A 23966-nucleotide genomic window follows, 5' to 3' on the forward strand; every position below is an offset into this window, starting at 1 on the left:
AGCCGTACGCACGGCAATTTCTACGCCGGGACGGGTCCGTACCGCCGCGACGGCTCGCCCGATTGGCACGGATGCGGGATAGGAGGTCGGCCTTGCCACGAGCGTTCGGCACTCCAATAATGATGAGGATCTTCGTAACTTTGCCAAGACTCTTTCGTAACATGCCGACGTCTCCCACCCCAACGGAAGGCCCGCACCATGCGCACTCGTCTCCGGCGACGCGGCCTGACCGCACTCGTCGCCCTGTGTTCCGTCGCTCTCGGCATCGCGGCGCCGCAACCCGGCTTGGCGTTCGCCGGCCCGGCCGCACCGTCGCCCCAGCTCGGTTGGCATCGGCTCGCGCCGGCCGCGGCGCCCGAGGCGAACCCGCTGGAAGGGTTCATACCGTATGCGGGTAAATACAGTACGTTCCCCTACACAATGGAATGGTTCTACCTACCGCTGAACGCCGTCATGTCCGGGCCGGACGTGTTCAACTGGTCGGCGCTGGAGGCACAGCTCAACGCGATCGCCGCTCGCGGCCACCAGGCGGCATTCCGCTTCTACCTCGACTATCCGGGCAAGCCCAGCGGCATCCCGCGGTATCTGCTCGACAACGGGCTGGTCACCCACGCCTACGACGACTTCGGCAACAACGGCCTCAGCGTCTCCCCGGACTACGACGACCCGAACCTCGGCACCGCACTGGACCAGTTCATCGCCGCGCTCGGCGCCCGCTACGACGGCGACCCGCGCATCGGGTTCCTGCAGGTGGGTCTGCTCGGGTTCTGGGGTGAATGGCACACGTACCCGCACGATGGCTACACCCTGCCGGAGAACTGGTTCGCTTCGCAGGCGGAACAGGTTCGGGTTTTGACCGACTTCGACGCCGCGTTCAATAAGACCAAGTTGCAGGTTCGCTACCCCAGCACCGACAACGCGCCGCTGGGCATGGGCTACCACGATGACTCGTTCGCCGTGGAGACGTTGCCCGGTGTCGGCTGGCACTTCATGGACAAGATGATCGCCGCCGGAACCACCGGCAAGTGGCAGAGCGAACCCGTCGGCGGCGAACTGCGGCCGGAGATCCAGGGCTGCATCTTCGACGCTCCGGCCGACTGCCCGGTGATCGAAGGCGGCGCCGACAACGACTTCCCGGACAGCGTCGCGCAGACCCATGCGTCGTGGCTGCTCAATCAGTACGCATTCGACCCCGGGTACGCCGGCCCGAACCTGGCCCGCGCCCTGGCCGGTTCAAAGTCGCTCGGCTACCAACTGCAGGTCACCCAGGCCAGTACCCCGCTGTTCGTTCGCGGCCGTACGTTCACCGTCGGGGTGAAGATGGCCGACCTCGGCATCGCTCCGTTCTACTACGACTGGCCGCCGCAGATCGCCGCCGTCGACGCCCGCGGCCACATCACCCGGACCTGGACCACGCCGTGGCAGTTGACCGCCGTCGGTCCCGGCCGCCCGGCGCAGTTCACGGCCTCGTTGACCAGCGCCGGGCTGCGGCGCGGCACCTACACCCTGGTCATGCGGGCGGCGAACCCGCTGCCCCGTGGCGTACCACTGCGCTTCGCCAACGCCGCCCAGGACCGAACGCTGCGCGGCTGGCTCACCCTCGGCCGTACCGCCGTCGTCTGACCCCCGCCCGGCGGCGGGAGCGATCCCGCCGCCGGGCTTTCACCACGGAAAGAGAGCCGGCGGCCCGCGCACACGAGCGCTTCCGCGATGCGGGCCGGGTCGGCGAGGGGGCCGGCGGCCCAGAGGTGATACGCGAGGCGCTCGGCGACGGCCTCGTCGCCGGCGTGAAGGTGATCGAGCGCGTCCGCGACGCGCAGGTGCAGCCGGACGGCCCGCGTCCGGGTCGTGGTCTCGGAGATCGACTCGCGGACGAGGTCGTGCGCGAACCGCACCGTCGACGGGTCGTCCGGGCTGGTCTCGAGGAGGCCCAGCGCGTGCAGCGGTTCGAGGCGTACGAGGCAGTCGGCGGCGTCGACACCGGTGGCTCGGGACAGCAGCCGCAGGTCGACGTCGCCCCCGATGAGCGCGGCCACGTCCAGCAACTCGGACGTGCCCTCGTCGAGGCCGGCCATGCGGTCGCGGACGACGTCACGGACCGTCGGCGGCACCCCGAGGCGGGGCGAGGAGACGCCGTCGAGCAGCCGGGACAGTTCCCGGACCAAGAACGGATTGCCGGCCGTACGGGCGTGGATCGAGCGGGCGACGCCGTCCTCGGGATCGGTGCCCGTTTCCTGGCGGATGAGTTCGGCGACATCGGCCGGACCGAGCGGGCCGAGGCGGAACCGGCGATGATCGGGCAACCGGCTCGCCGCGGCCAGGATCCGGGACAGGTCCGAGCCGGGCAAGGGCGCGCGGTCGCGGAGCGCGCCCACTATCGCGGTCCGGTCGGGGAGCCGGGCCGCCAGGTGACCGAGGAGCCGCAGCGATGCGGCGTCGGCCCAATGGAGATCGTCGAGTACGAGAAGGGTCGGCCGGCGCGCCGACGCCGCACCGATGACGGCGACAACCTGTTCGAACAGCCGGAACTGGGCGTTGCCGTGGGAAAGGCTTCCGAGGTCACCGGCGAGCCACTTCTCCCGCGACGGCGCGGGCAGGCTGTCGACGACCGGCCCGAGCGCCTGCTCCCAAGGCCACATCGACGGTACGCCGTCGCCCGGCAGGCAGGTGCCCCGGACGACGAGCATGCCGTGCCGGTCGGCGATGACGGCCACCTCTTCCAGCAGGCGGGTCTTGCCGGCGCCGGGTTCGCCTTCGATGAAGCGGATCGCTGTGCGGCCGGCGAGTGCCCGCTCCACGCCGCGCCGCAGAACGGCGAGCTCCCCGGTCCGTCCGACGAGGCCGGCCGCCGGGGCAAAGGGCGTCGAGACGGTGACCGGAATCCTCGCCGAGGTCAGGACCCGCTGGTGCGCGTCCACGAGCGCTGGACCGGGATCGACGCCGAGCTCGTCGGCGAGGCGGTCGCGGACGGCGCGGAACACCGTCAACGCCTCCGCCGGGCGACCGGCGGCGCCGAGCACGCGGATGAGAGCGCCCTGGACGGGTTCGTGGAACGGCGCCATCGACGCGGCCAGCTGCACCGCCGGAAGCACCCGCTCCGGTTGGCCCAGCGACGCCGCGACCTCGGCCGCCGCCGCGCACGCCTCATAGAACTCGTCGTCGAGTGCGGCGAAGATCGGCTCAGCGGCCGTGGCGGCGGCGCCACCGCCGGCCGGCCCTCGCCACAAGCCGAGCGCCTCGGCGTACAGATCCATTGCCTCGGGTCCCGCGGCGGCCCTCGCGCGGTCGACGAGTTCGCGGAAGGTGACCAGGTCCAGCGTGCCGGGGCCGGCGGTGAACAGGTACGCGTTCGCGCGGCGGTGGACGAACGACCCGGTTGTCCGGGCGGGGAGCTCCGGCTGGAGCACCCGGCGCAACGAGCCGACGTACTTCTGGACGATGTTGAGGGCGCTGGCCGGAACGTCGTCGCCCCAGATCAGGTCGATCAGCTCGGCGGTGCTGGTCGGCCGGCCGGCCCGAGCCAGGAGCAGGGCCAGCACGTACGCCTGTTGCGGAGGGCCGGCGTCCACCTCGGCCTCGCCGTGCCACAGCCGCAACGGTCCGAGAATCTGCAGCCGCACAACAGCCGGTGACGTGACCATGCCACCATGCAAACAAGCTGGTCCGGGCCGGACAATGAAGAAGAATACGCAGAACGTCAGGCAGGATCCGTGCCGTCCAGGACGGCCCGTGTCGCGCGGGCCTCGGTCTCGATCCGGCGGGACAGGCTGTCGGCGAGCGTCTCGAGGGTGCGGGTCAGGTCGGCCCCGGCCTCGGCCGTCGCGGTGCCGTCCAGCGTGGGCAGGATTGCCCGCGCCTCGTCCTCGAGCCGGCTGGGCAAGCTTTCGGCGAGCATCTCCAGAGCACGGGTCAGGTCGGCACGGGCCTCGGCGGGCCGGCCGAGCGCGGCCCGGGCCTTGCCCCGCAGGACAAGGGCGAAGGCCACCACGTCGTCGTAACGGTTCTCCATCAACACTGGCAGCGCTCGTTCGACCGCGCGCAGCGACTCTTCGTGACGCCCGGCATGGTCGAAGGACGACGCCACGCCGTACATCGCGGTGGCCCGGTTGGCGAGGGCCGGGCGGGCGGCCACCGGACGTCGGTCGAGTTCGGCCAGGGCCCGCTGGAACTCGCCGATCGCCTCGTCGTAGCGGCCCAGGTACTCCAGCGCATAGCCGACGCCCACCAGGTGATCCACGTACAGGTCGTGGTCGCCGGCCCGGTCGGCCAGCTCGCATCCCGTGCGGTGGGCCCACAGCGCGTCGTCGAAACGGCGAAGGTTCAGCCAGGCAGCTCCGGCCGAACTGAGGGCGCGGGCCTGCTCCTGGAGGTCGCCGATCGACTGTGCGAGCCGGTACGCCTCCATCGCCGCCTCCGCGGCCTCCTCGTACAGGGCCATCAGATACACGGCCGTCCAGGCGTAGAGGCTGGTGTGGAAGGCCTGCTGGCTCAAGTCGGGCAGCGCGCCGGCGGCGGCGCGGGCCAGCCGGCGCACCTCCCACCAGCCGCGCCACCGCAGCGTCGACTCGGAGTACCAGCGGGTTGCCGCCGCGACGCCGGCGACGAGTTGGTGCCGGCCCTCAGCGGCCGCGGTGCGCAGCGCCGGGAGCCAGTTGTCGACCTCCGCCCGCAGCCAGGCGTCGGCCTCCTCCAGGGTGGCCAGGCGCGCCAGGCCGGCCCAGCCGTCGGGCAACCGGCCGTACCCGGGTTCGTACCACCGCCCGGCGACAACGACCGTCTCCAGCAGCCAGGTGTTCATCCGTTCGGTGGTCTCCGCCCGGGTGTCGGGTGGTTCCTCGGCGTGCAGCCGCTCGTCGGCATAGAGCCGGATCAGGTCGTGGAAACGGTAACGGTCGACGCCCACCGTCTGCAGAAGCCCGACCTCCACCAGATCCTCCAGGCGGCCCTCGGCGTCGGGCAGCGCGGCCTCGACGAGCACCGCCGCGAGCGGCGCCGCGAAATCGGCGGCCGGAATGTGGGCGAGGCGGCGGAACAGCTGGGCGGCCGGAGCGGGCAGTTGGGCGTACGACAGCGCGAACGCCGTCGCCACTCCGGTGTCGCCCGCGGACAGGGCGGCCAGCCGGCGGCCTTCGTCGGCGAGCCGGTCGACCATCTGCCCGACCGTCCATTGGGGACGGCTGGCGAGGCGGGTCCCGGCGATCCGCAGGGCCAGCGGCAGGTGCCCGCACAGGTCGGTGACCCGGTCGACCTGGGGCGCCGTCCGCGGGTCGGCGGCCTGCCTGGCGATGGAACGGAGCAGGCCGGCGGATTCCTCCGGCGCGAGGGGTGGCAGCGCGATCCGCAGCACCCCCTCGAGACCGCCGAGCGCCCGCCGGCTGGTCACGATGACGAGACACCTGCCGGCCGCGGGCAGCAGTGGCCGGACCTGCGCCTCCGAACCGGCGTTGTCGAGGACCAGCAGGCATCGCCGGTCGCGCAGGATCCCGCGCAGGTGGGCGCAGCGTTCGTCGTCGCTGTCGGCGACCTGGTCGGGCCGGACGCCGAGCGCACGCAGCAGACGCAGCAGGACGTCCCCGGCGGGGAGCGGCGCGGCGTCGACCCCGCGCAGGTCGACGTACAGGCAGCCGTCGGGGAAGCCGTCACGCAGGTCGTTCGCGGCCCGGACGGCCAACGCGGTCTTGCCCAGTCCCGGCTGCCCGTGCACGACGACGACCGGCGGCAGGTCGTCGCCGTCGACGGCGCGCTTCGCGGCGTACCGGACGATCTCGAGTTCGGCCTGCCGGCCGACGAAGTCGGTGACGCCGCGTGGTGGCTCGCACAACCGGGGCCGGCCGGCCGCACTCGGGGAGCGGGCCTCCTTCGCCGCGGCCGTGAGGCCGGCCCGGGCGTCATCGTCGAGGCCGAGTCCGTCGGCGAGAGCGGCGAGGGTGCGGACCTGCGGCGTGCGACTGCGCCCGCGTTCCATGTCGGAGATGGCCCGGGCGCTGACGCCGGACCTCTCGGCCAGCTCCTCGATGGTGAGGCCGGCCGCTCGGCGCAACGCCCGTAGTCGGTCGCCGAACGGGGACGTCTGGCCGGGCACCCCATCATCGTAGATCGGGGAGTTCCGGTGGACGCCGTCATCTCACGCCCACCGGCTTCCTTCTCGCGACGGTCACGAGGTACAGGAGCAGACCGGCGGCGGTCATGGCGAAACCCGCCCAGACGGTGGAGAGGGTCCCCCACCCGGCGTCGAGGGTGGCGGCGCCGCCGATCGCGCCGAGCGCGTTCGCCAGGTTCAGGGCGGCCAGGTTGAGCGCGCCGGTGAGGGTCGGTGCTCCGGGAGCCGCCCGGGTCAGTCGGACCTGAATGGTCGGGATCGCCGCCATCATGGTCGCCCCGACACCGAACAGGCACGGCAGCAGGACGGCGACGTTGCTACCGCCCACGCCGATCAGCACGAGGAAGATCAGTGCGCCGCCGTAGCCCAGGACCAGTCCGCGGTGCTCGTACCGGTCGGCGAAGCTTCCGCCCACCTGGTTGCCCACGGCCATACCGATCCCGAAGACGGCGAGCGCCACCGGAATGAGCGTGGCGTCCCGCCGCGCCGCGTCGGTGACGAACGGACCGATGAACGTGTACACGGCGAAGATGCTGGAGATGCCGAGCGCCGCAACGGCGACGATCAACCAGACACCGCCCCGACGCAGCGCGCCGACCTCGTTGGCGACGGAGCGTCCCCGGAGGTCGCCGGTGCGGGGCAGCCAGGCCAGCAGCGCGGCGCCGGCGAGCAGGCCGAGGCCGGCGACGACCCAGAACAGGACCCGCCAGCCGGCGTTCTGGCCGACGAGCGTGCCCAGCGGCGATCCGGCGATCGCGGCGACGGTGAGGCCGCTCATCACGGTGGCGAACGCCCGTCCACCCTGGCCCGGGCCGTACACGTACGCGGCGACGACCGCGCCCGCGCCGAAGAACGCGCCCTGCACGGAGCCGGTGAGGAACCGGAAGACGACGAGTGCGGTGATGTCCGGCGCCATCGCGGACAGCCCGTTGCCGACAAGAAACAGCACGATCAGGCCCAACAGCAACGTTCGCCGGTTGATCCGGGCCGCGAGCACCACGATCGCCGGGGAACCGATCATGACACCGACCGCGTACGCCGTGATCGCGTGGGTCGCGACCGAGATCGTCACGCCGAGATCGGCGGCGAACAGCTGGATGATGCCGTTGCTGCCGAACTCGCCGGTGCCGATCGCGAAGGTACCCAGCGCCAGCGCGAACAGCGTCCGTTTCGGGTTGCGGACGCGGGTGGTCGCGGCGATGTGCCGCTTCTCCTCCGCGAGGCACTGGCTGCGGTACGCGAGCCCGTGCATCAGCGAGCGGCGCGTTTGATGACGTCGGCCGTCGCGGCGGGCTGCGACATCATCGCCACGTGCGAGGCGGCGACCTCGACGACGCGCGACCCGGCGCGTTGTGCCATGAACCGTTGCGCCGCAACGGGAATCACCTGGTCGTTACGGGCGGCGAGATACCAGGACGGGATCGTCCGCCAGGCCGGAACCCCGGACGGCTCCTCGAACGTGCTCGCGTTCAGCGGCCGCTGACCGGCCCACATCAGGGATGCCTTCTCCCTCGGCAGGTCGCCCGCGAAGGCGTACCGGAAAAGGTCTTTCTTGATGTATGCGTCGGCGCCCGTCGGGTGCGGGCGGAAGTCGAGCGCGTCCGGGGTGACCCTGCTTCCCGGGAAGCGGTACTGCAGGCCGGGGACGGTGTCGCCCTCGTCGGGCGCGAACGCCGCCACATAGACCAGCGCCTTCACGTTGGCGTTGCCCGTCGCGGCATTCGAGACAACCATGCCGCCGTACGAGTGCGCGACGAGAACCAGCGGGCCGCTCAGGGTGGCGAGGATGCTGGCGAGGTACGCGGCATCGGCGGCGACACCGCGCAACGGGTTCGGCGGAGCGATCACCGGGTAACCGGCGCGGGTCAGCTCGGCCGCCACCTCGTACCAGCCGGAGGCATCGGCGAACGCGCCGTGCACGAGCACCACGGTCGGGGCCGGTCGGCGGTGTGCCAGCGCGGCGGGTTCCGCCAGCACGGCGCCGGTGGCGGCTCCGGCAGTTCCGGCCAGCAAGGTTCGGCGGGTCATCGTCATGATCGTGTCCTCAGGTTCGTCTCCGACAGCGTGCGGCTGAACCTAAGGACGACCACGGGACAATCTGTGAATGGCCGAATTCAGTTTTCGGGAAGTCGGCCCGGACGGTGACGACACTGGCGGGCAGCGACCCTTGCCGGCCGTCACCGTCCGGATCTGGCGTCAGGTGCCGTACACCCCGAACTCCCAGAGCGAGTAGCCGTACTGGGTGGCCCGGGCGGTGCCGTTCACTCGCACGTAGCGGCCGGAGCCGGTGACGTTGAGCGTCTGCACGCCGCCGGTTCCGGCCGTGGTCGAGTAGATCGTCGTCCACGTGGTGCCGTTGGCCGAGGTCTGGATCTGGTACGCCGTCGCGTAGGCGGCCTCCCAGTTCAGCGTCACCTGGCTGATGGTGTGCGTGGCGCCGAGGTCGACCTGCACCCACTGCGGGTCGCTGAACGCGCTCGACCAGCGCGTCCCGGTGTTGCCGTCGACGGCGTTGGGCGCGGTGAAGGCGGCGTTCTCGGTGGACGAGGCGGTGGCCGGGTGTCCCTGGGACAGCAGGGTGGCGGTGGGCGGCGTGCTGGTGCCACCGGTGCTCCACACCTTCAGGTCGTACAGCGAATAGCCCCACGCCGACTGCCGGGCCGTGCCGTTGACCCGGACGTAACGGGCGGCGCCGGAGACCGCGAAGTCCACGTGCTCGCTCGTGCCGCCGGTCTTCGTGGCGACCGTGCTCCACGTCGTACCGTTGGTGGAGGTTTGGATCTGATAGGCCGACGCGGCGGCCGACTCCCAGTTCAGGCTGACGTGGTTGAGGTCGTAGGTCGCGCCGAGGTCGACCTGCACCCACTGCGGGTCGCTGAACGCGCTCGACCACCGCGTCGTGGGGTCGGAATCGGTCACGTTGCCGGGACCGAACAGCGCGCTCTCGCTGGACGAGGCCGTGGCCGTCTTGCCCGCCGCGACGTTGGTGCCCCAGGTCGACTGCGCGGACGGCGGCTTGTTGTAGACGGCGAGGTAGTCGATGTCGAGGTGCGCGCCGGAGACGGTCGCCGCGGTGGGCCCGCCGCCGAACGCCGCCGGGAACTGCCCGCCGATCGCCAGGTCGTAGATCGGCGTGAAGTTGTGGTGCACGGCGTTGTTCCAGGTGGTGGCGTCGACCTGGGTCGAGTTGATCGTGAAGATGTTGGTGTTGTCGAAGTAGTAGCGGATCTGCTCCGGCGACACCGACCGGTCGATCTCGACCGCGTACTTGTGGTAGCCGGTCTTGCAACCCGCGCAGGCCCGCTCGCCACTGCCGATGCCGGTGTATTCGTTGCACGGTCCGGTCGGCAGCGTGCCGCAGTGCAGCGTCGCGAAGAGCGAGTCGTGCCCGTTGATGTTCTCCATCACGTCGATCTCGCCCGAGCCGGGCCACGGGATGCCGATCCGCAAGGGCGAGCCGACCATCCAGTACGCCGGCCAGTAGCCGAGGCCGTTGCCGGTGTTCACGTCGGGCTGCTTGAGCGACGACTCGATCCGGACCACTCCCCCGGCCGGCGCGCCCCAGCCGTCGGCCTGCGTCTCGACCCGGCCCGAGGTCCAGCCGGCGACCGGGTCGGAGCCGGTGTGCAGCGCCTTGAGGACCAGATGGCCCGCGCCGTCCTGATAGACGTTCGCGGTGCTGGTCGTGGTGGTCTCGACCTCGCCGGTGCCGAAGTTGGCGCCCGCGCCGGCGTCATAGCGCCAGACGTCGGTGTTGAGGCCGGTGTTGGCGGCCCCGTTGAAGTCGTCGGCCCAGGTCAGCGTGAAGCCGGCCGGGGCGGCGGGCACCGCGGCGACGGCCGCGGTACTGGATGTCAGCTGGGCGGTCGCGGCGACGCCGAGGGTCAGCGCGACCAGCCCGGCCTTGAGCCGGGGTGTGATCGACATGCGTTCACCAGTCCAGGGGAAAGGGGATGACGGTGGACCGGCCGGTGGTACCGGGGATGTGGCCGGGTGTCGACGAGCACGCTCGAGAGAGCGCTTTCTCAGGCTCGGCTCATGCCCCTCGCGCTGTCAAGGCATCGACGGGCCTCCACGGTTCCGGAACTGTTCCGGAACCTGGAGGGGGTCGTCGATGGTGGTGGGCCGAGCCGGATCAGCGGACGGCGGCGTCGGCGGCCGGAAGTGACGAGGTCGCCGGTGGGGTGGGGCGCACCTCGGTGAACACCCGGGTGTGCATGGCCCAGTAGCGGAAGGCGGTCCCGAGGCCCAGGCCGATGATGTTGGCGGAGATGTTGTCCGCCAGCGGGCTGCGCAGGTCCAGGGCATAGTGCGAGACCGCGAGCGGCGCCAACGAGATCCCCAGGCCGATCAGCGACACCACGACGAACACGACGAACTCGCGGTGAACCGCGAAGCGCCGGTTCTCCCGGAACGTCCAGTAGCGGTGACCGAGCCAGGCCACGACGACACCCATGCCGGTGGAGATGGCCTTCGCGGCCAGCGGCATGTCGTAGAGCGGGCCGTGTCCTCCGGCGAAGCGGAGCAGGTTGAAACCGCCCACATCGGCCACGAAGCCGACGATCCCGACGATCCCGTACTTGGTCAAGCGCAGGCTGTGCCGACGCAGCCCGTCGTACCAGCGGCGGAGCAGAGCCACCCTCGTTCCTCCGTTACCCCGTGAATTCGTAGACGTCCACGCCTGGAGTCTGGTGTCGAAGCGTTGCATACGGCTCGAGCGTCGGCGCGTACGGCCGGGTGTGATCGACGAAGATCCACCGCACGCCCAGTCGCCGCAACTCCTGAGCCGCGCTCTCGGTGGGATTGGCGATGAAGCCGTCGTTCAGTCGTAGCAGGTCCGGCTTCCAGTAATTGATGGTGATGGAGTCCCGGCCCTTGGGCCCGAGCTTCGCCGACATCGGCGTGGCGGTCCATCCCTCGACCAGGACCTGCCGCTCGGTGAAGGCCGCGACCGTCCAGCGACGGCTGTCGCAATGGACCGGCTCCATCGGCGTCGTGCAATGGCGGTTCGTCATGACCAGGTCGTGGACGTCGGAGTGGTCGCGGATCCACCGGGCCGCGTCGATCTGCCCGCGGCTTGTCGCCAGGTGACGGGTGACCGGCACGGCCGGCAACGGCTTGGCCGAGGAGGTCGATTGAGTGATCTGCGAGATCGGCGTCTGCCCGGGCGGGAACAGGATGCCCCAGACCGATGACAGCACTCCGCCGGCCAGCACGGTCAGCACCATCGCGGCGCCGGCCAGCCGGAGCCGGTTCACCCGCCCACTGGTCCACACCGCGCCGGCGGCGGCCAGCACAACCAGACCGATGGCGATCATGGACTCGGCCACGGTCCACCCACCTGACCGCAGGGGTCCCACGACGGCGGGTCCGAGCCAGACGAGCGCGACGCCGGCGGGGACGCTCACGATCAATGCTCGCGCGAAACGCCGCGGACCGAGCACGCTGACCATGGCGGCCAGGCCCATCGCCGAGCCGAGGACGAGCAGCGGAATGGCCGTCCTCGCGAAGTACCACTGGCTCCGTCCCGGATGTCCGAATGCCGCGACCGCCACGGCCCCCGCCACACCTCCACCGATCAGCAGCCACGAGGTCGGGCTGAGGCGCCCGGTGCGGGCAAACGGCAGAACGAAACCCGCGGCGCCGCGGGCGAGGACTCCGGCCGCGGCGATCGCCAGGACCAGAGCTATGCGGAACGTCGTGTCCGGCGCCCCGAGCCATCCCGCCACCGGGGTCTGATCGGCGGCGTCCGACGGGCTGAAGTGCAGGCCCGCGCCCGAGCCGTGGTACACGACAATGAGCGCGAAGATCAGGCAGCCGGCCACCACGGCGAGGTCGCCGGCGACGGACATGACCCGGGACCGGTTGAAGACAAGCATCGCGGCCAGCGCGAGGCCGAGTCCGGCGACGAGAAGCGGAAGTGTCGACCCCTTCGTACCGGACGCACCTAGGCAGAGCACGACCAGCAGGAGCAGGCCACCGGCGCCGGACATCGATTTGTTCCATCGAAGTGCGAGGACGACGGCGGCGGCCACCACCATGGGGATCGCGAGTCCGAGGCTCGGCGACAGCGGCGCGACCGGTGACCCGATCGAGACGCGGCCGAGCAGATTGAGATCGCCGCCGGCGAAGGCCAGCAGACCCGCGACCGGGCCGGTCCATGCGCGGCCGGTCAAACGCACGGCGGCCGTCGCGATCGCGAACACCACCACGATCGGCATGAGGACCGCCATGAATCGGAACAGCACCTCGTCGAGCGGGACGCCGGACGCCACCGAGACCTGAGCCACCCACGCATGGCTGAACCAGTGGTAGGCCAGGGATTCGCTCTGGACCCAGGGGAAGGTCGTAGGCCCGCGGTGGGCAAGCTGACCGGCGAGCGCCAGATGAAGGTACGCGTCGACGTCCACCACTCGCGAGCCGGACTGCCAGCTCAACGGGACGGCGTGGAAGTAGGAGCGCAGCTGGGGGAGCGTGACCAGGGAGATCAAGGCGACCGAGGACGCCCACCACCACGGCAGCGGACGGGTTCGCGCGGTGCGCAGCCGGTTTCGCGTTCCCGGCACGAGAACGAGGACCACCGCGACGGCGACCGGGCTGAATGCGATCCACCGCTGGGCGGTGAGCCCGGCCACGACCTGAGCCCCGATGGCGAAAATTGAACCGACCGCGAAGCCCATGGCCAGGTCCTCGAGAAGCCAGCCGTGCCGCGGCCGCACCGCCCGCCATGCCAGCGCACCCGGCAGCACCTGCGTCACGAGCACGACGAGAGTCGCCACGAGTGCGTGCGGCAGGGGCATCTCACCCACCACCGAGCACGCCAGCAGCCCGGCGACCAAGAGCAACGCGACTGCGGCACCGAGGGTCCGCGGGACTACCGAGGACCTTGTCGTCGGGGCAGCGCTTACCGGCGGCGCGGGAGTCGTTGACACCTCGGCGTCAACCTTGGGCTGTGCCACACACGCTCCTACCTCGGGCTGGCTCGGGACCGGACGGAGTATAGACAGCTCACGACGGATTATCCGTACCCGTGCCCGCCAAGATTTCCCACCCGTTGCCTTCAAGAGTGCAGGACGAGACGCTATTGTTCGTGCTCGTGCCGCACACCGACCCCAAATCGACCGACATTCCGGTCAGAACCGGACTCGAGGGCGACGACAGCGCCGACGCCGGCGTTTACGTCAACCGCTACTTCGAGACCAGGCTCCCCCACGACGAGAACCGGGCAAAGGTGTGGAAACACCTGTGCGAATACTTCGCGCGCTGGATAGCTCCGGACGCCGAGGTCCTCGAGCTCGGAGCCGGGTGGTGCGACTTCGCCAACAACGTGGCGGCGCGGCGCGTCGTGGCGATGGATCTTGACGCGACGGTCAAGCGCGCCGCGGCGGGCCATGTGACCCCCGTGGTCGGTGACTGCACGGATCTCAGCCAGTTCGAGAACGGCAGCTTCGACGTCGTCTTCGCGTCGAACCTCCTGGAGCACCTGGAACGCCCGGTCGCGTCCCGGCTTCTCGCCGAGGCCCGCCGAGTGTTGCGCCCGGGCGGCCGGCTGATGCTCCTGCAGCCCAACTTCCGGCTGAACCCGGGTCGGTACTTCGACGACTTCACCCACGTCGCGATCTTCACCGATCAGTCACTCCGGGACTATCTGGTCTCCGAGGGCTTCACGGTCGAGCAGGTGTTGCCGCGCTTCCTGCCGCTCACCATGAAGTCCCGCGGCTCCAAGCTCACGTTCCTCGTCCCGTGGTACCTGCGATCGCCCGTCAAGCCGTTCGCCGGTCAGATGCTGCTCGTCGCGGCACGCTAGTCAGTCAAATTATCCAACGGAGGTAAACCTCGATGTGGAACGGCATGTCGCTGTCGGTCGTACTCCCGACGTACAACGAGAAGGACAGCATCGCCGAGGTCGTCAACCAGTTCGCTGCCCTGGGACTCGTCGACGAGATCATCGTGGTCAACAACAACGCCGCCGAGGGCACGTCCGCCGAGGTCGCCAAGACCGTGGCGCGAGAGGTCATCGAGACGCGACAGGGCTACGGTGCGGCGATCAAGCGAGGGCTGCGCGAGGCGAACACCGACCTCATCGCGATCTGTGAGCCGGACGGCACGTTCAAGCCCGCCGACCTGCACAAACTGCTCGCGTTCCTGCCCGAGTGCGACTACGTGATCGGGTCCCGGACGGTCTCCAACTTCGTCTGGGAGGGCGCCAACATGGGCTGGTTCCTCCAGTGGGGGAACTGGGCCGTCGCCAAGATGGTCGAGGTGCTGTACAACACCTCGTACCTGAGCGACGTCGGCTGCACCTTCCGGATCATGGGCCGGGAGCAGGCGGACATGATCCTCGACAAGTCCCGGCTGGACGGGTCGGCGTACGGCCTCGAGATGTTGCTGCTGGCTGTCATCATGCGGACCAAACTCGTCCAGGTCCCCGTCAACTACCAGGAACGGATCGGCGTCTCGTCGGTCACCGGCGACTTCGGCAAGACGGTCAAGCTCGGTTTCGAGATGATCGGACTGGTGCTCCGGATGTGGCTCGGCCGGCGGCGGATCCGGCGGGGGTACCGGCTCGGCGGGGCCAGCCCGCGCGTGAAGGTCGGTAGCTAGCCGGGCTCACACATGCGGGGATGGAATTCGACGGGGGACGCCGGCGCCGACAGCGTCCAGTACGAGCTGGGCGTCGGCGGAGTCCGAGCGAGTCATTGATGTAGGCGGACTGGCCGCCGGGATCGTCGGCTGTCATTCCGCGGACGAGTGCACGCCGGGCGTCAGCGTCACCCTAGGGCGGAGGCGGGCGAGGAGCGGCTTCGGTCCCGGGAGCTGAGCTTCCAGCAGCTGCTTGAACGCCGCACGCCGACTCCGAAACGCCCGCAGCAACGGGTTTACCCGACCCCCGCAGGCATCGGGTGACGTGACCGGCGCTCAGGGCAGCTGAACCACGCCGGCTTGAATCGGACCGTCTTCGGCGTAGTACGGCCCGGTAATCACGAAGACGAGGCCGGATTGCCGCCACGAACCCGTACACGCGAGGGGGATCGTGAACCGGCTGTAGCCTCCCGGGATCGCCGAAGGCACACGCGTCCACTTGCCGGGGTCACCGAGGGTGACGGTTGACGAAGAAGTCCTGGTCGCTGTTCGCCGTGACCACGATCGTCCCCGACACGGTCGGTGCGGCCGAGGGTAGGTATCCCTGTCCGCAGGTCCCGGCTGGTCTGATGGGCAAGCTTCTGGCCGTAGTTCGGGTCGCGCCGCCCTCCGCGACCGTGCTCAGAAACTCCCAGGTGACCCTGCCGTCGCGGCTTGCGTAGAGCTGGATCCTGGTGCTCGAGAAGTCTCCCAGCGCGTTGCCCGCACACAACACCGCGCCCAAGGCCGGGTTCGCCAACATCGCGATCTACGAGGCGAAGCGGCAGCCGCCCGCATCCGCGCGACCGAGCTAGCTCCGACGTCTCGCCGCCTGCGCCGGCCAAGGTGCCGTTGGGAATCGAACCGATTCGCTCACGCGACGCCGCTGGCTTGATGGGTCCGGTCGGCACGCTGGACCGAAAGACGAGGCCGCGCGAGAGGCGAATCTCGCGGGCTTTCCACCGGCAACTGCCGTCGGGCGGAATGCGGCAGCCAGAATTCGCAGCTAGAGCACGTTTTTCCGGGACAGCCGGAGTGATCGGCGGCCTCGCCAGAGCATCGGCGTCCATCGCTTGACATCATCACACGTGCGACCTATGTTGCAGGCGTATTACGGGCAGCTTCGCCGTCGAACCGATTCCTCGCCGTCCCCCGCACCGCTTCCCCGGTGCCTCACGAAGGCTCTCGTGGCCGCGTCGACCGCGGCCCTGGCTCTCATTCAGGAGGCATTCATGGTCAGAACGCACTCCCGTCTGCGGCGCGCGCTCGCGGCGACGGTGGCCGTCGTGCTGGCGTTGCTGGTCTTTCCCGGCGCGGCGGAAGCCGCCACCGCGACCGTCGTCCCGGCCACCATGTGGACCGACACGGCCGGCAACCGGCTGCAGGCGCACGGCGCCGGCATTTTCAGGGTGGGCTCCACCTACTACATGGTGGGCGAGGACAAGATCGCCGGCTCCACCTTCACCGCGGTGGCGTGCTACTCATCCACCGATCTGGTGCACTGGACCAGACAGGCCAACGCACTGTCCAGGCAGGCCAGTGGCGACCTCGGGCCCGGACGGATCGTGGAACGCCCCAAGGTGATCTACAACAGCACCACCGGCAAGTACGTGATGTGGATGCACATCGACAACACCTCGTACAACGATCAGCGCGCTGGTGTAGCGGTCGGCGACACGCCCTGCGGGCCGTACACGTATCTCGGCGCGACCCGGCCGCTCGGCCACCCCAGCCGGGACCTTGGGCTGTTCAAGGACGATGACGGCACCGCGTACATGATCCACGAGGATCCGGCCGCCGGCATGCGTATCGAGCGCCTGTCCGCCGACTACACCAGCGCGCAAAGCACGGTCGCCACCTTTCCGTCCCTGGAAGCTCCGGCGATGGCGAAGGTGGGTGGTCGCTACTTCCTGCTCACCTCACACCTGACCGGCTGGGGCACCAACGACAACGTCTACGCCACGGCCACCTCGCCGGCCGGGCCATGGAGCGCATTTACCAACTTCGCGCCGTCCGGTACGCGCACCTACGACTCACAGACGTCGTTCCTGCTGCCGATCAGCGGCAGTGCCGGAACCAACTACGTCTATGTCGGCGACCGCTGGAACTCCGGGGATCTGTACTCCTCGTTGCCGGTCTGGCTGCCCATCACGCTGACCAGCAGCGGCACCGCGGCCATGAGCTGGTTCCCGTCATGGGGGCTGGACACTTCGACCGGGGCGTTCACACTGCCGGCCTATTCCCGGCTCACCGGCAACCAGTCCGGCCGATGCCTGGACATCACCGGAGGCGTCTCGACAAACGGCACCCCCGCGGAGATCTGGGATTGCAACGGCGGCGCGTGGCAGCACTTCGCACCCAACCCCGCCGGCGAACTTCGCGTCTTCGGCAGCAAGTGCCTGCAGGCGCGGGGGCAGAGCACGTCGGCCGGCACTGCCGTGGAGATCGGGGACTGCAACGGGGGTGCCTACCAGAAGTGGATGTTGTCCTCCGACGGCACCATCGTCGGCGTTCAATCCCGACTTTGCCTCGACGTCAACGCGAACGCCACCGCGAACGGCACCAAGGTCCAGCTGTGGACCTGCAACGGAGGCGCGAACCAGAAGTGGACCCGACAGTGATCGGCCAGGTTTCTCCGAAGCCGAAGCTCGTCGACTGACCCCGTCCGTCCTCCCCCGGGCGAGCCGCCGGCTCGCCCGGCGATCCCCGGTGCCCTGACCCGAAGCGCATTCGGGTCCCCGCAACACCCTCGTCCCCCATCATCGACTCGCCCACCGGAGACTTCGATGCAGAGAAAAGGAAAACTCGGCCGGCTTGCCGCAAGAGCCTCGATCGCGATCGGCATGGTCCTCGCGGCCGCTGTCCCGCTTACCGTGGCGGGAGAGAGCCAGGCGGCCGCCAGCGAGGCGCTGAGCGTCGACCTGGCGTCCAGCCGTGGCACTTCCACGCTGGTCGGTGAAGGTGTCCTGTACGGGATAAACCAGGACGCGACGCTGCCGGCGGACCAGTTCATCCAGCCGTTGAGGCTCAACGCTTTCCGAGGTGGCGGTTGGTTCTCGGGCGGCTGGATCAAGGACAACTACCAGTTCGGCTCCGCCACCCAGGCCGATATCACCTCGATCATCGCTCAGGCCCGGCGGTTGACCCAGGTCGGAGCTCATCCCCAGTACCAGGTGCTGCTCAGCGACCTGTACGGCCTCAACGCCGGCCAGCCTTCGAACACCGTCTATCCCTGTGACAACGGCAACTGCACCAATTGGGCCACGTTCATCGACTCCACCGTCACCGCCCTGCAAGCCAGCGGACTGCCCTTCGCGTACGACATCGACAACGAGCCGGATATCTCCGTCTTCTGGAAGGCCGGGGTGAACAGCACCCAGTACTTCCAGATGTGGGACACCGCGTACCGGGAACTCCGCAAGGTGGCGCCGAGCGCGCAGATCGTCGGCCCGTCGTTCGCCTACACCCCGCAAAGCAGGCCGGCGCAGTGGAGCACGTTCCTGACCCACGTCAAGTCCGCGGGAACCGTGCCGGACTGGATCACCAATCACGATGAGGGCGACGTCGACGATCCGGTCACGGTGTCGCAGGCACTCAACAGCCAGCTGTCGGCCGCGGGGATCTCGGCCCGGCCGCTGTCGGCCAACGAGTATCAGCCCGCCGACCGGCAGACGGCCGGGGTGACCGCCTGGTATCTGGCCCGGTTCGCGCAGTCCGGTTACACCAACGCGATGCGGGGAAACTGGGTGTGCTGCATGACTCCCAACCTCACCGGGATCCTGACCCAGAGCAACGGCAACTGGACCACCAGCGGCAACTGGTGGGCGATGCGCGCGTACGCCGACATGACCGGCACCCTGGTCAACACGTCCGGCCAGGTCGGCAGCACCGCGATCTCCGCCTCGATCGACAGCGCCAACCGCCGGGCCGTGGCCATCATCGGCGACAGCAACGGATACACCGGCAGCGCATCGGTCGCCTTCAAAGGGGTGTCGTCCTACAGCTGGCTGGGCGGCAACGGCAGCGTCAACGTGATGGTCGAGCGCATACCGGACCAGGCAACGCTGAGCACGCCGCAGGTGGTTCTCAACCAGACGATGACCATCTCCGGCGGCGCCATCAACGTGCCGATCACCTTCCAGGCATCGCATGACGCCTTCGCGGTCTACCTGACCCCCGCCTCCTCCGGCGGTCAGCAAGGAGTGGAACTCGTCGGCGGCCAGTCCGGCCGATGCGTCGACGTGCCCAACGGCACAACCACCAACGGAGCGCAGACCCAGCTGTACGACTGCTCGGGCGGGTCGAACCAGCGCTGGACCTACACCTCGAGCAAGCAACTGCAGGTGTACGGCAGCAAGTGCCTCGACGCCAACGGCAACGGCACCGCCAACGGCACCGCGGTGATCATTTGGGACTGCAACGGGCAGACCAATCAGCAGTGGAATCTCACCTCCAACGGCACTATCACCGGCGTGCAGTCGGGCCTGTGCCTGGACGCCAACGGCGCCGCAACGGCCAACGGCACGAAGCTGATCCTGTGGGCCTGCAACGGTGGCTCCAACCAGCAGTGGAGCACGCGGTCATGAGAAGGGACCCCCGACCCATGTGGAAATCTCCACCATTTCGGCGCATGCGTACGGCAGCCGCGGCGCTCGCCGCGACGGTCCTCGCCGCCGCCGGTCTCGCCGCCGCGACCGCCGGGCCGTCCGAAGCCGCCAGTTCCATCACGATCAACGGCAACTCCTCCGGCCAGACCTTCGACGGGGTCGGCGCCGTCAGCGGCGGTGGCGGCAACAGCCGACTCCTGATCGACTACCCCGAGCCGCAGCGCACCCAGATCTTGGACTACCTCTTCAAGCCCGGCTACGGAGCTGCCCTGCAGGTTCTCAAGGTCGAGATCGGCGGCGACACCAACTCGACCAGCGGTGCCGAGCCCAGCCACGAACACGTCCGCGGTGACCTCAACTGCAATCGCGGCTACGAGTGGTGGATCATGGAGCAGGCGAAGGCCCGCAATTCCGGGATCAAGCTGGTCGCGCTGGCCTGGGGCGCGCCCGGATGGCTGGGCAACGGCAACTTCATGTCCACCGACACCATCAACTACCTCATGGATTGGCTGGGTTGCGCCAAGCAGCACAACCTGGCCATCGATTACCTCACCGCCGCCCAGAACGAGAAAAGAACCGACGCCAACTGGACCATCAGCCTCCGCAGCGCCCTCAACGCCAACGGTTACCAGGGCGTGAAGATCATCTTCGGAGACGACTATCCGGGAAGCTGGAACCCGGCGAACACGGTGGCAAGCAACGCGACCTTGCGTGGCGTCGTCGACGTCATCGGCGGTCACTACCCGTGCGGCTACCTCAGCGCCGAGTCCACCTGCACCGTCTCATCCACCGCCACCAGCACCGGAAAGACCCTCTGGGCCAGCGAGAACGGATCGCAGGACTACAACGACGGCGCCAAGCCGCTCGCCCGCGGCATCAACCGGGGTTACATCGACGGCCGGATGACCGCCTACCTCAACTGGGACCTGATCGCGGCGGTCACCCCGAACGTTCCGTGGTCGACCGTCGGCCTGATACTGGCCAACCAGCCATGGTCGGGCTGGTACGGCGTGGGCAAGGAAGCCTGGGCCGTTGCCCAGACCACCCAGTTCACCTCGCCCGGCTGGAGGTACCTGGACTCCGCCAGCGGCTACATCGGCGGCAACCGGAGCAACGGCAGCTACGTCTCGCTGCGTTCGCCGAGCAGCTCGGACTTCAGCACCGTCATCGAGACCATGGACGCCGGCGCCGCCCAGACGCTGAACTTCGCCGTCACCGGCGGGCTCTCCACCGGACAGGTGCACGTCTGGGCGACGAACCTGAACTCCAGCAATCCGGCCGACTACCTGGCCCACACCGCGGACATCACGCCGTCCGGCGGTGGGTTCAGCCTGACCGTGCAGCCCGGGTACGTCTATACCGTCACCACTACGACCGGCCAGGGCAAGGGCTCGGCCACCCCACCGGCCCAGGGTTCGCTGAGCCTCCCGTACACCGACAACTTCGACCAGTACGCGGCGGGCAAGGAAGCCAAGTACCTGATGGACATGCAGGGAGCGTTCGAAACAGTCTCGTGCGGTGGCGGCCGGTCCGGCATGTGCGTACGCCAGGAGACCACCCAGGTGCCGATCGTCTGGAAGACCGCCGCCGACCCCTACGCGGTGCTCGGCAACGTGAGCTGGAACAACTACACCGTCTCGTCCGACGTCCTGCTCGAACAGTCCGGTTACGCCGAGTTGCTCGGCCGCGCCGGCTCTCAGAACACCACCGACACCAACGGCCAGAACGCCTATTACCTACGGGTCAGCGACACCGGCGCCTGGTCGATCCTGCGCAACAACACCAGCGCCCAGATGACCACCCTGCGCAGCGGCAACACCACCGCGCTGGGAACCGGCCGGTGGCACACCCTCGCGCTCGCCTTCTCCGGCAGCACGATCACCGCGGTCATCGACGGCACGACGGTCGGCTCGGTCACCGACAGCACCTTCGCCGCCGGGCAGGCCGGCATCGGAACCAGCCGCAGCGAAACCGCCCAGTTCGACAACCTCAAGGTCGTCGCCGGTACGGGTGGCGGCACGGGCGGGTCCGCCTCGACGCTGCGTAACGTCAACGCAGGCCGCTGTCTGGACGTCCCGAACGCGTCGCAAACCAACGGCACCCAGACCGAGCTGTGGGACTGCAACGGCGGATCCAACCAGCAGTGGACGCTGACCTCGTCCGGCCAGCTCCAGGTGTACGGCACCAAGTGCCTGGACGCCTCCGGGCAGGGCACGACCAACGGCACTGCCGTGGTCATCTGGGACTGCAACGGGCAGGCCAATCAGCAGTGGACTGTCAACTCCGACGGCACGATCACGGGGGCCCAATCCCACCTGTGCCTCGACGCGACAGGGAACGGCACCGGGAACGGAACGCTCATCGATCTCTGGACGTGCAACGGCGGCAACAACCAAAAATGGGCTCGTAGCTGACGAGCTTCCGGCCCGGGTCGAGCGGACCCGGGCCGGAGCGTCGCCGAGCATCTTCAGCCGCGGGTCCATTTCTGATTGCTTCCACCGCTACCGGCCCACAACTCGACGAGTGTCCCGTTCGCTGTCCCGTTTCCGGTGGCGTCCAGGCACAGGTGCGACTGCGTTCCGGTGACCGCACCCGAGGCCGAGGCCGTCGGGGAGCGGCCGCTCCCCAGGTTCAGGTTCGCGACCACCCGGCTGCCGGGATTCGCGAAATTCGAGGCCGACGTCATCGCCGGCAGGCCACCGATGTTCAGCTGGTCGGGCGAAAGCCGGTTCGGCATCGTGTCGCTGCGATTGAGCTGCGCTGTGAAGCCGTTGGCGGCCCATTCGGCCACGCCCAACGAGCCGTTGCCCAAGGGCAGGAACTGCGTCGCGGAGCTCGGGGAGGAGCTCCAACACAATGGCGCAGACGCTGACGGCTACCACGTCGGTCGCTCCCGGTGCCGGGGCCTCTTCCAGACCCCGGCACCTGACTCATCGGCCGGCTATCGCAGGCTCCACTGCTGGTTCGATTGGCCGTTGCAGGACCAGAGAATCAGCTTCGTGCCGTTGGCCGTGGCCGCGCCGTTCGCATCCAGGCACAGCCCCGACTGCACGCCAGTGATCGTGCCGTTGGAGTTCACATTCCACTGCTGGTTAGTCTGTCCGTTGCAGTCGTAGATGATGACCGCCGTTCCGTTGGTCGTGCCCTTGCCGTTCGCGTCCAGGCACTTGTTGCCGTACACGGTGAGCTGCTTGCTCGAGGTGGCCGTCCAGAGCTGACCGGTGCCGCCCCAGCAGTCGTACAGCTGCATCTGTGTGCCGTTGGTGGTCGAGGCGTTCGGCACGTCAACGCAGCGACCGGACTGCCCACCGACGATTTCCTTGCCGCTACCGGTGCCGCCGCCGTTCGACGCGCCGTAACCGGCTGCCACGATGTTGGCCTGCACAGCGTTCTCCGTGGCGTCCGTCGGGTAACCCGAGGTCATCACGCCCTCGTAGAAGGTGCCCGCGGAGCCCTTGCTGTTGTCCCCGCCGATGCCCAGGATGATGGCGCCCTCCTTGTGCATGGGGTTGTAACCGGACACGTTGGGCCGCGCACCGCTGTAGAAGGTGGACAGGCCGCCGGACTGTGCGTTGCCGGCCCGGATGGCCCACTGATTGGGCTGACCCTTCACGATGGCGGTCAGGAACCGGTAGTTGACCGACGGGTCGTTCGCGTTGTAGCCCGCGTTGACACCTGAGAACAGGCCGTTCTCCAGATCGGCCATGACCCACGGCCCGTTGCCCGTGCCGTAGCCCCACACCCTGATGTTGCCGAAGTAGATGGCCTCCATGTGACCGTTGCCCGTGTCGTTGCTGCTGGTCTCGGCGTTTCCGTAATCGAAGCAGCAGCCACCGTTGTAGTGCGTGCCGTCGAAGATGGCGTACATGCCCTCCGGCTGATCGCCCGTGGCAATGCCGTTGGTGCTGTTGTTGCGGTAGCCCGTGCCGGCCGCCACGTAGACGCCGTAGGCCTTGTTCCCGTTGATGGTGATCGGGGCGGCGGTGGCGTTCGCCAGGTTGTCCGGGCCGCCCGCCGCGCCGCCGCCCGGCGCCTGGGTGAGGTCGTTGCCCCGGCCGGTCTGGTCGTAGATCCGGGTGATCAGGCAGGTGGTGCCGGCGCAGAACGAGTCCTGACTGGCCGAGTCGGCGTAGCCGCCCGCGCCCAGCGGCGCGATGCTGCGATACGTGTTGTCCGAGGCCCGGCGCACCTGATAGAGCGGCCCCGTGTAGGCGCCGAACAGGGCTCGGGTCGTGCTGTGCGCGGCGACGCAGGGCGTGCCGCCGGAGGCGTAGATGTCGCAGGGCCCAGTGGTCGCGGCCTGGGCGGGGGCCGTCGTGGCGAGTACGGCGCCGAGCAGGGCCGCGGCGCCGGCCGCGGTCAGCAGCGCCCTTCTTCTACGGCGCGAGACGATGATGGCCATGGGAACCTCACAGAGCGGTGGACGGAGCGGCGATGTGAACGTTAACGATCCAGGAGAGTCGATTGTTACGCCGCCATTAACGAGCCGTCAATGGCGGGTCTCACCGCTGACGAGCGCGTGAAAACCCCGTGAGGTCGGCGCTGAAATTGCGTAATCAGGAGCTGCTCATCGAAGTCGCCACACTGACAGTCACCATGGAAGACAACGGCGGCACCGGACGGCAGAACCGCGGAGC

The 23966-nt window shown here is 69.1% G+C and carries 15 protein-coding genes and 1 pseudogene; 7 read left to right on the top strand and 9 right to left on the bottom strand.

The annotated features are described in order from the left end of the window. The first annotated feature begins 420 nt into the window (after positions 1-420). Entirely contained in the window at positions 421-1623 is a 1203-nt protein-coding gene (locus A3CQ_RS64180) for a DUF4832 domain-containing protein (RefSeq protein WP_157295280.1), read from the top strand. Positions 1624-2399: 776 nt separating this feature from the next. Here A3CQ_RS64180 and A3CQ_RS64185 read toward each other — a convergent pair. The 7 genes and pseudogenes from A3CQ_RS64185 to A3CQ_RS51515 all read right to left on the bottom strand — a co-directional run. Then, a pseudogene (locus A3CQ_RS64185) lies at positions 2400-3641 on the bottom strand (AfsR/SARP family transcriptional regulator); the annotation flags it as partial. A 56-nt stretch (positions 3642-3697) separates the two neighbouring features. Continuing rightward, on the bottom strand, positions 3698-6082 hold the full coding sequence (locus A3CQ_RS63560; RefSeq protein WP_020509759.1) for an ATP-binding protein: 2385 nt from the start codon (positions 6080-6082) through the stop codon (positions 3698-3700). Positions 6083-6119: 37 nt separating this feature from the next. Continuing rightward, on the bottom strand, positions 6120-7352 hold the full coding sequence (locus A3CQ_RS0104715) for an MFS transporter (RefSeq protein WP_020509760.1): 1233 nt from the start codon (positions 7350-7352) through the stop codon (positions 6120-6122). Continuing rightward, complete coding sequence (locus A3CQ_RS0104720) at positions 7352-8128, bottom strand: alpha/beta fold hydrolase (protein WP_245576989.1); 777 nt, start codon at positions 8126-8128, stop codon at positions 7352-7354. Before A3CQ_RS0104720 ends, A3CQ_RS0104715 begins: the two co-directional genes overlap by 1 nt. A gap of 168 nt (positions 8129-8296) precedes the next feature. Further along, positions 8297-10027, bottom strand: coding sequence for a discoidin domain-containing protein (locus A3CQ_RS57080; RefSeq protein ID WP_020509762.1), 1731 nt, complete (start codon positions 10025-10027; stop codon positions 8297-8299). A gap of 208 nt (positions 10028-10235) precedes the next feature. Beyond that, positions 10236-10739 (bottom strand): GtrA family protein, encoded by a 504-nt coding sequence (locus tag A3CQ_RS0104730; protein ID WP_020509763.1) that lies wholly within the window; start codon positions 10737-10739, stop codon positions 10236-10238. 13 nt (positions 10740-10752) lie between these two features. Beyond that, on the bottom strand, positions 10753-12900 hold the full coding sequence (locus A3CQ_RS51515; RefSeq protein ID WP_157295284.1) for a hypothetical protein: 2148 nt from the start codon (positions 12898-12900) through the stop codon (positions 10753-10755). 266 nt (positions 12901-13166) lie between these two features. Here A3CQ_RS51515 and A3CQ_RS0104740 point away from each other — a divergent pair, with 266 nt between their 5' ends. The 6 genes from A3CQ_RS0104740 to A3CQ_RS0104765 all read left to right on the top strand — a co-directional run bounded on the left by A3CQ_RS0104740 (position 13167) and on the right by A3CQ_RS0104765 (position 21743). Continuing rightward, positions 13167-13907, top strand: coding sequence for a class I SAM-dependent methyltransferase (locus A3CQ_RS0104740; RefSeq protein WP_211216451.1), 741 nt, complete (start codon positions 13167-13169; stop codon positions 13905-13907). A 44-nt stretch (positions 13908-13951) separates the two neighbouring features. Further along, on the top strand, positions 13952-14704 hold the full coding sequence (locus A3CQ_RS0104745; RefSeq protein WP_211216452.1) for a glycosyltransferase family 2 protein: 753 nt from the start codon (positions 13952-13954) through the stop codon (positions 14702-14704). A gap of 503 nt (positions 14705-15207) precedes the next feature. After that, entirely contained in the window at positions 15208-15405 is a 198-nt protein-coding gene (locus tag A3CQ_RS60485; protein WP_157295286.1) for a hypothetical protein, read from the top strand. A 549-nt stretch (positions 15406-15954) separates the two neighbouring features. Beyond that, a complete protein-coding gene (locus A3CQ_RS0104755) occupies positions 15955-17343 on the top strand; it encodes a ricin-type beta-trefoil lectin domain protein (RefSeq protein WP_040431727.1) in 1389 nt (462 codons plus the stop codon). Between the two features lie 165 nt (positions 17344-17508). Further along, positions 17509-19308, top strand: coding sequence for an RICIN domain-containing protein (locus tag A3CQ_RS0104760; RefSeq protein WP_026205308.1), 1800 nt, complete (start codon positions 17509-17511; stop codon positions 19306-19308). 44 nt (positions 19309-19352) lie between these two features. Further along, positions 19353-21743, top strand: coding sequence for an RICIN domain-containing protein (locus A3CQ_RS0104765; protein WP_020509770.1), 2391 nt, complete (start codon positions 19353-19355; stop codon positions 21741-21743). 53 nt (positions 21744-21796) lie between these two features. Here the strand turns inward: A3CQ_RS0104765 and A3CQ_RS61990 are convergent, their stop codons facing one another. Next, positions 21797-22120, bottom strand: a complete 324-nt coding sequence (locus A3CQ_RS61990) for a ricin-type beta-trefoil lectin domain protein (protein WP_211216453.1) — start codon at positions 22118-22120, stop codon at positions 21797-21799. Between the two features lie 150 nt (positions 22121-22270). Continuing rightward, positions 22271-23731: an arabinofuranosidase catalytic domain-containing protein gene (locus A3CQ_RS0104775; RefSeq protein ID WP_020509772.1), complete on the bottom strand. Its 1461-nt coding sequence runs from the start codon at positions 23729-23731 to the stop codon at positions 22271-22273. Positions 23732-23966: the final 235 nt, after the last annotated feature.

The sequence above is a fragment of the Paractinoplanes globisporus DSM 43857 genome, assembly GCF_000379645.1.
Taxonomy (GTDB): domain Bacteria; phylum Actinomycetota; class Actinomycetes; order Mycobacteriales; family Micromonosporaceae; genus Actinoplanes; species Actinoplanes globisporus.

Excerpts from the sequence above, each read along its gene's own strand:
- A3CQ_RS64180 (WP_157295280.1), top strand. The coding sequence starts at position 421 with ATGGAATGGTTCTACCTACCGCTGAACGCCGTCATGTCCGGGCCGGAC.
- A3CQ_RS0104715 (WP_020509760.1), bottom strand. The coding sequence starts at position 7,352 with ATGCACGGGCTCGCGTACCGCAGCCAGTGCCTCGCGGAGGAGAAGCGG.
- A3CQ_RS0104720 (WP_245576989.1), bottom strand. The coding sequence starts at position 8,128 with ATGACCCGCCGAACCTTGCTGGCCGGAACTGCCGGAGCCGCCACCGGC.
- A3CQ_RS57080 (WP_020509762.1), bottom strand. The coding sequence starts at position 10,027 with ATGTCGATCACACCCCGGCTCAAGGCCGGGCTGGTCGCGCTGACCCTC.
- A3CQ_RS51515 (WP_157295284.1), bottom strand. The coding sequence starts at position 12,900 with ATGCCCCTGCCGCACGCACTCGTGGCGACTCTCGTCGTGCTCGTGACG.
- A3CQ_RS0104745 (WP_211216452.1), top strand. The coding sequence starts at position 13,952 with ATGTCGCTGTCGGTCGTACTCCCGACGTACAACGAGAAGGACAGCATC.
- A3CQ_RS0104755 (WP_040431727.1), top strand. The coding sequence starts at position 15,955 with ATGGTCAGAACGCACTCCCGTCTGCGGCGCGCGCTCGCGGCGACGGTG.
- A3CQ_RS0104760 (WP_026205308.1), top strand. The coding sequence starts at position 17,509 with ATGCAGAGAAAAGGAAAACTCGGCCGGCTTGCCGCAAGAGCCTCGATC.
- A3CQ_RS0104765 (WP_020509770.1), top strand. The coding sequence starts at position 19,353 with ATGCGTACGGCAGCCGCGGCGCTCGCCGCGACGGTCCTCGCCGCCGCC.
- A3CQ_RS0104775 (WP_020509772.1), bottom strand. The coding sequence starts at position 23,731 with ATGGCCATCATCGTCTCGCGCCGTAGAAGAAGGGCGCTGCTGACCGCG.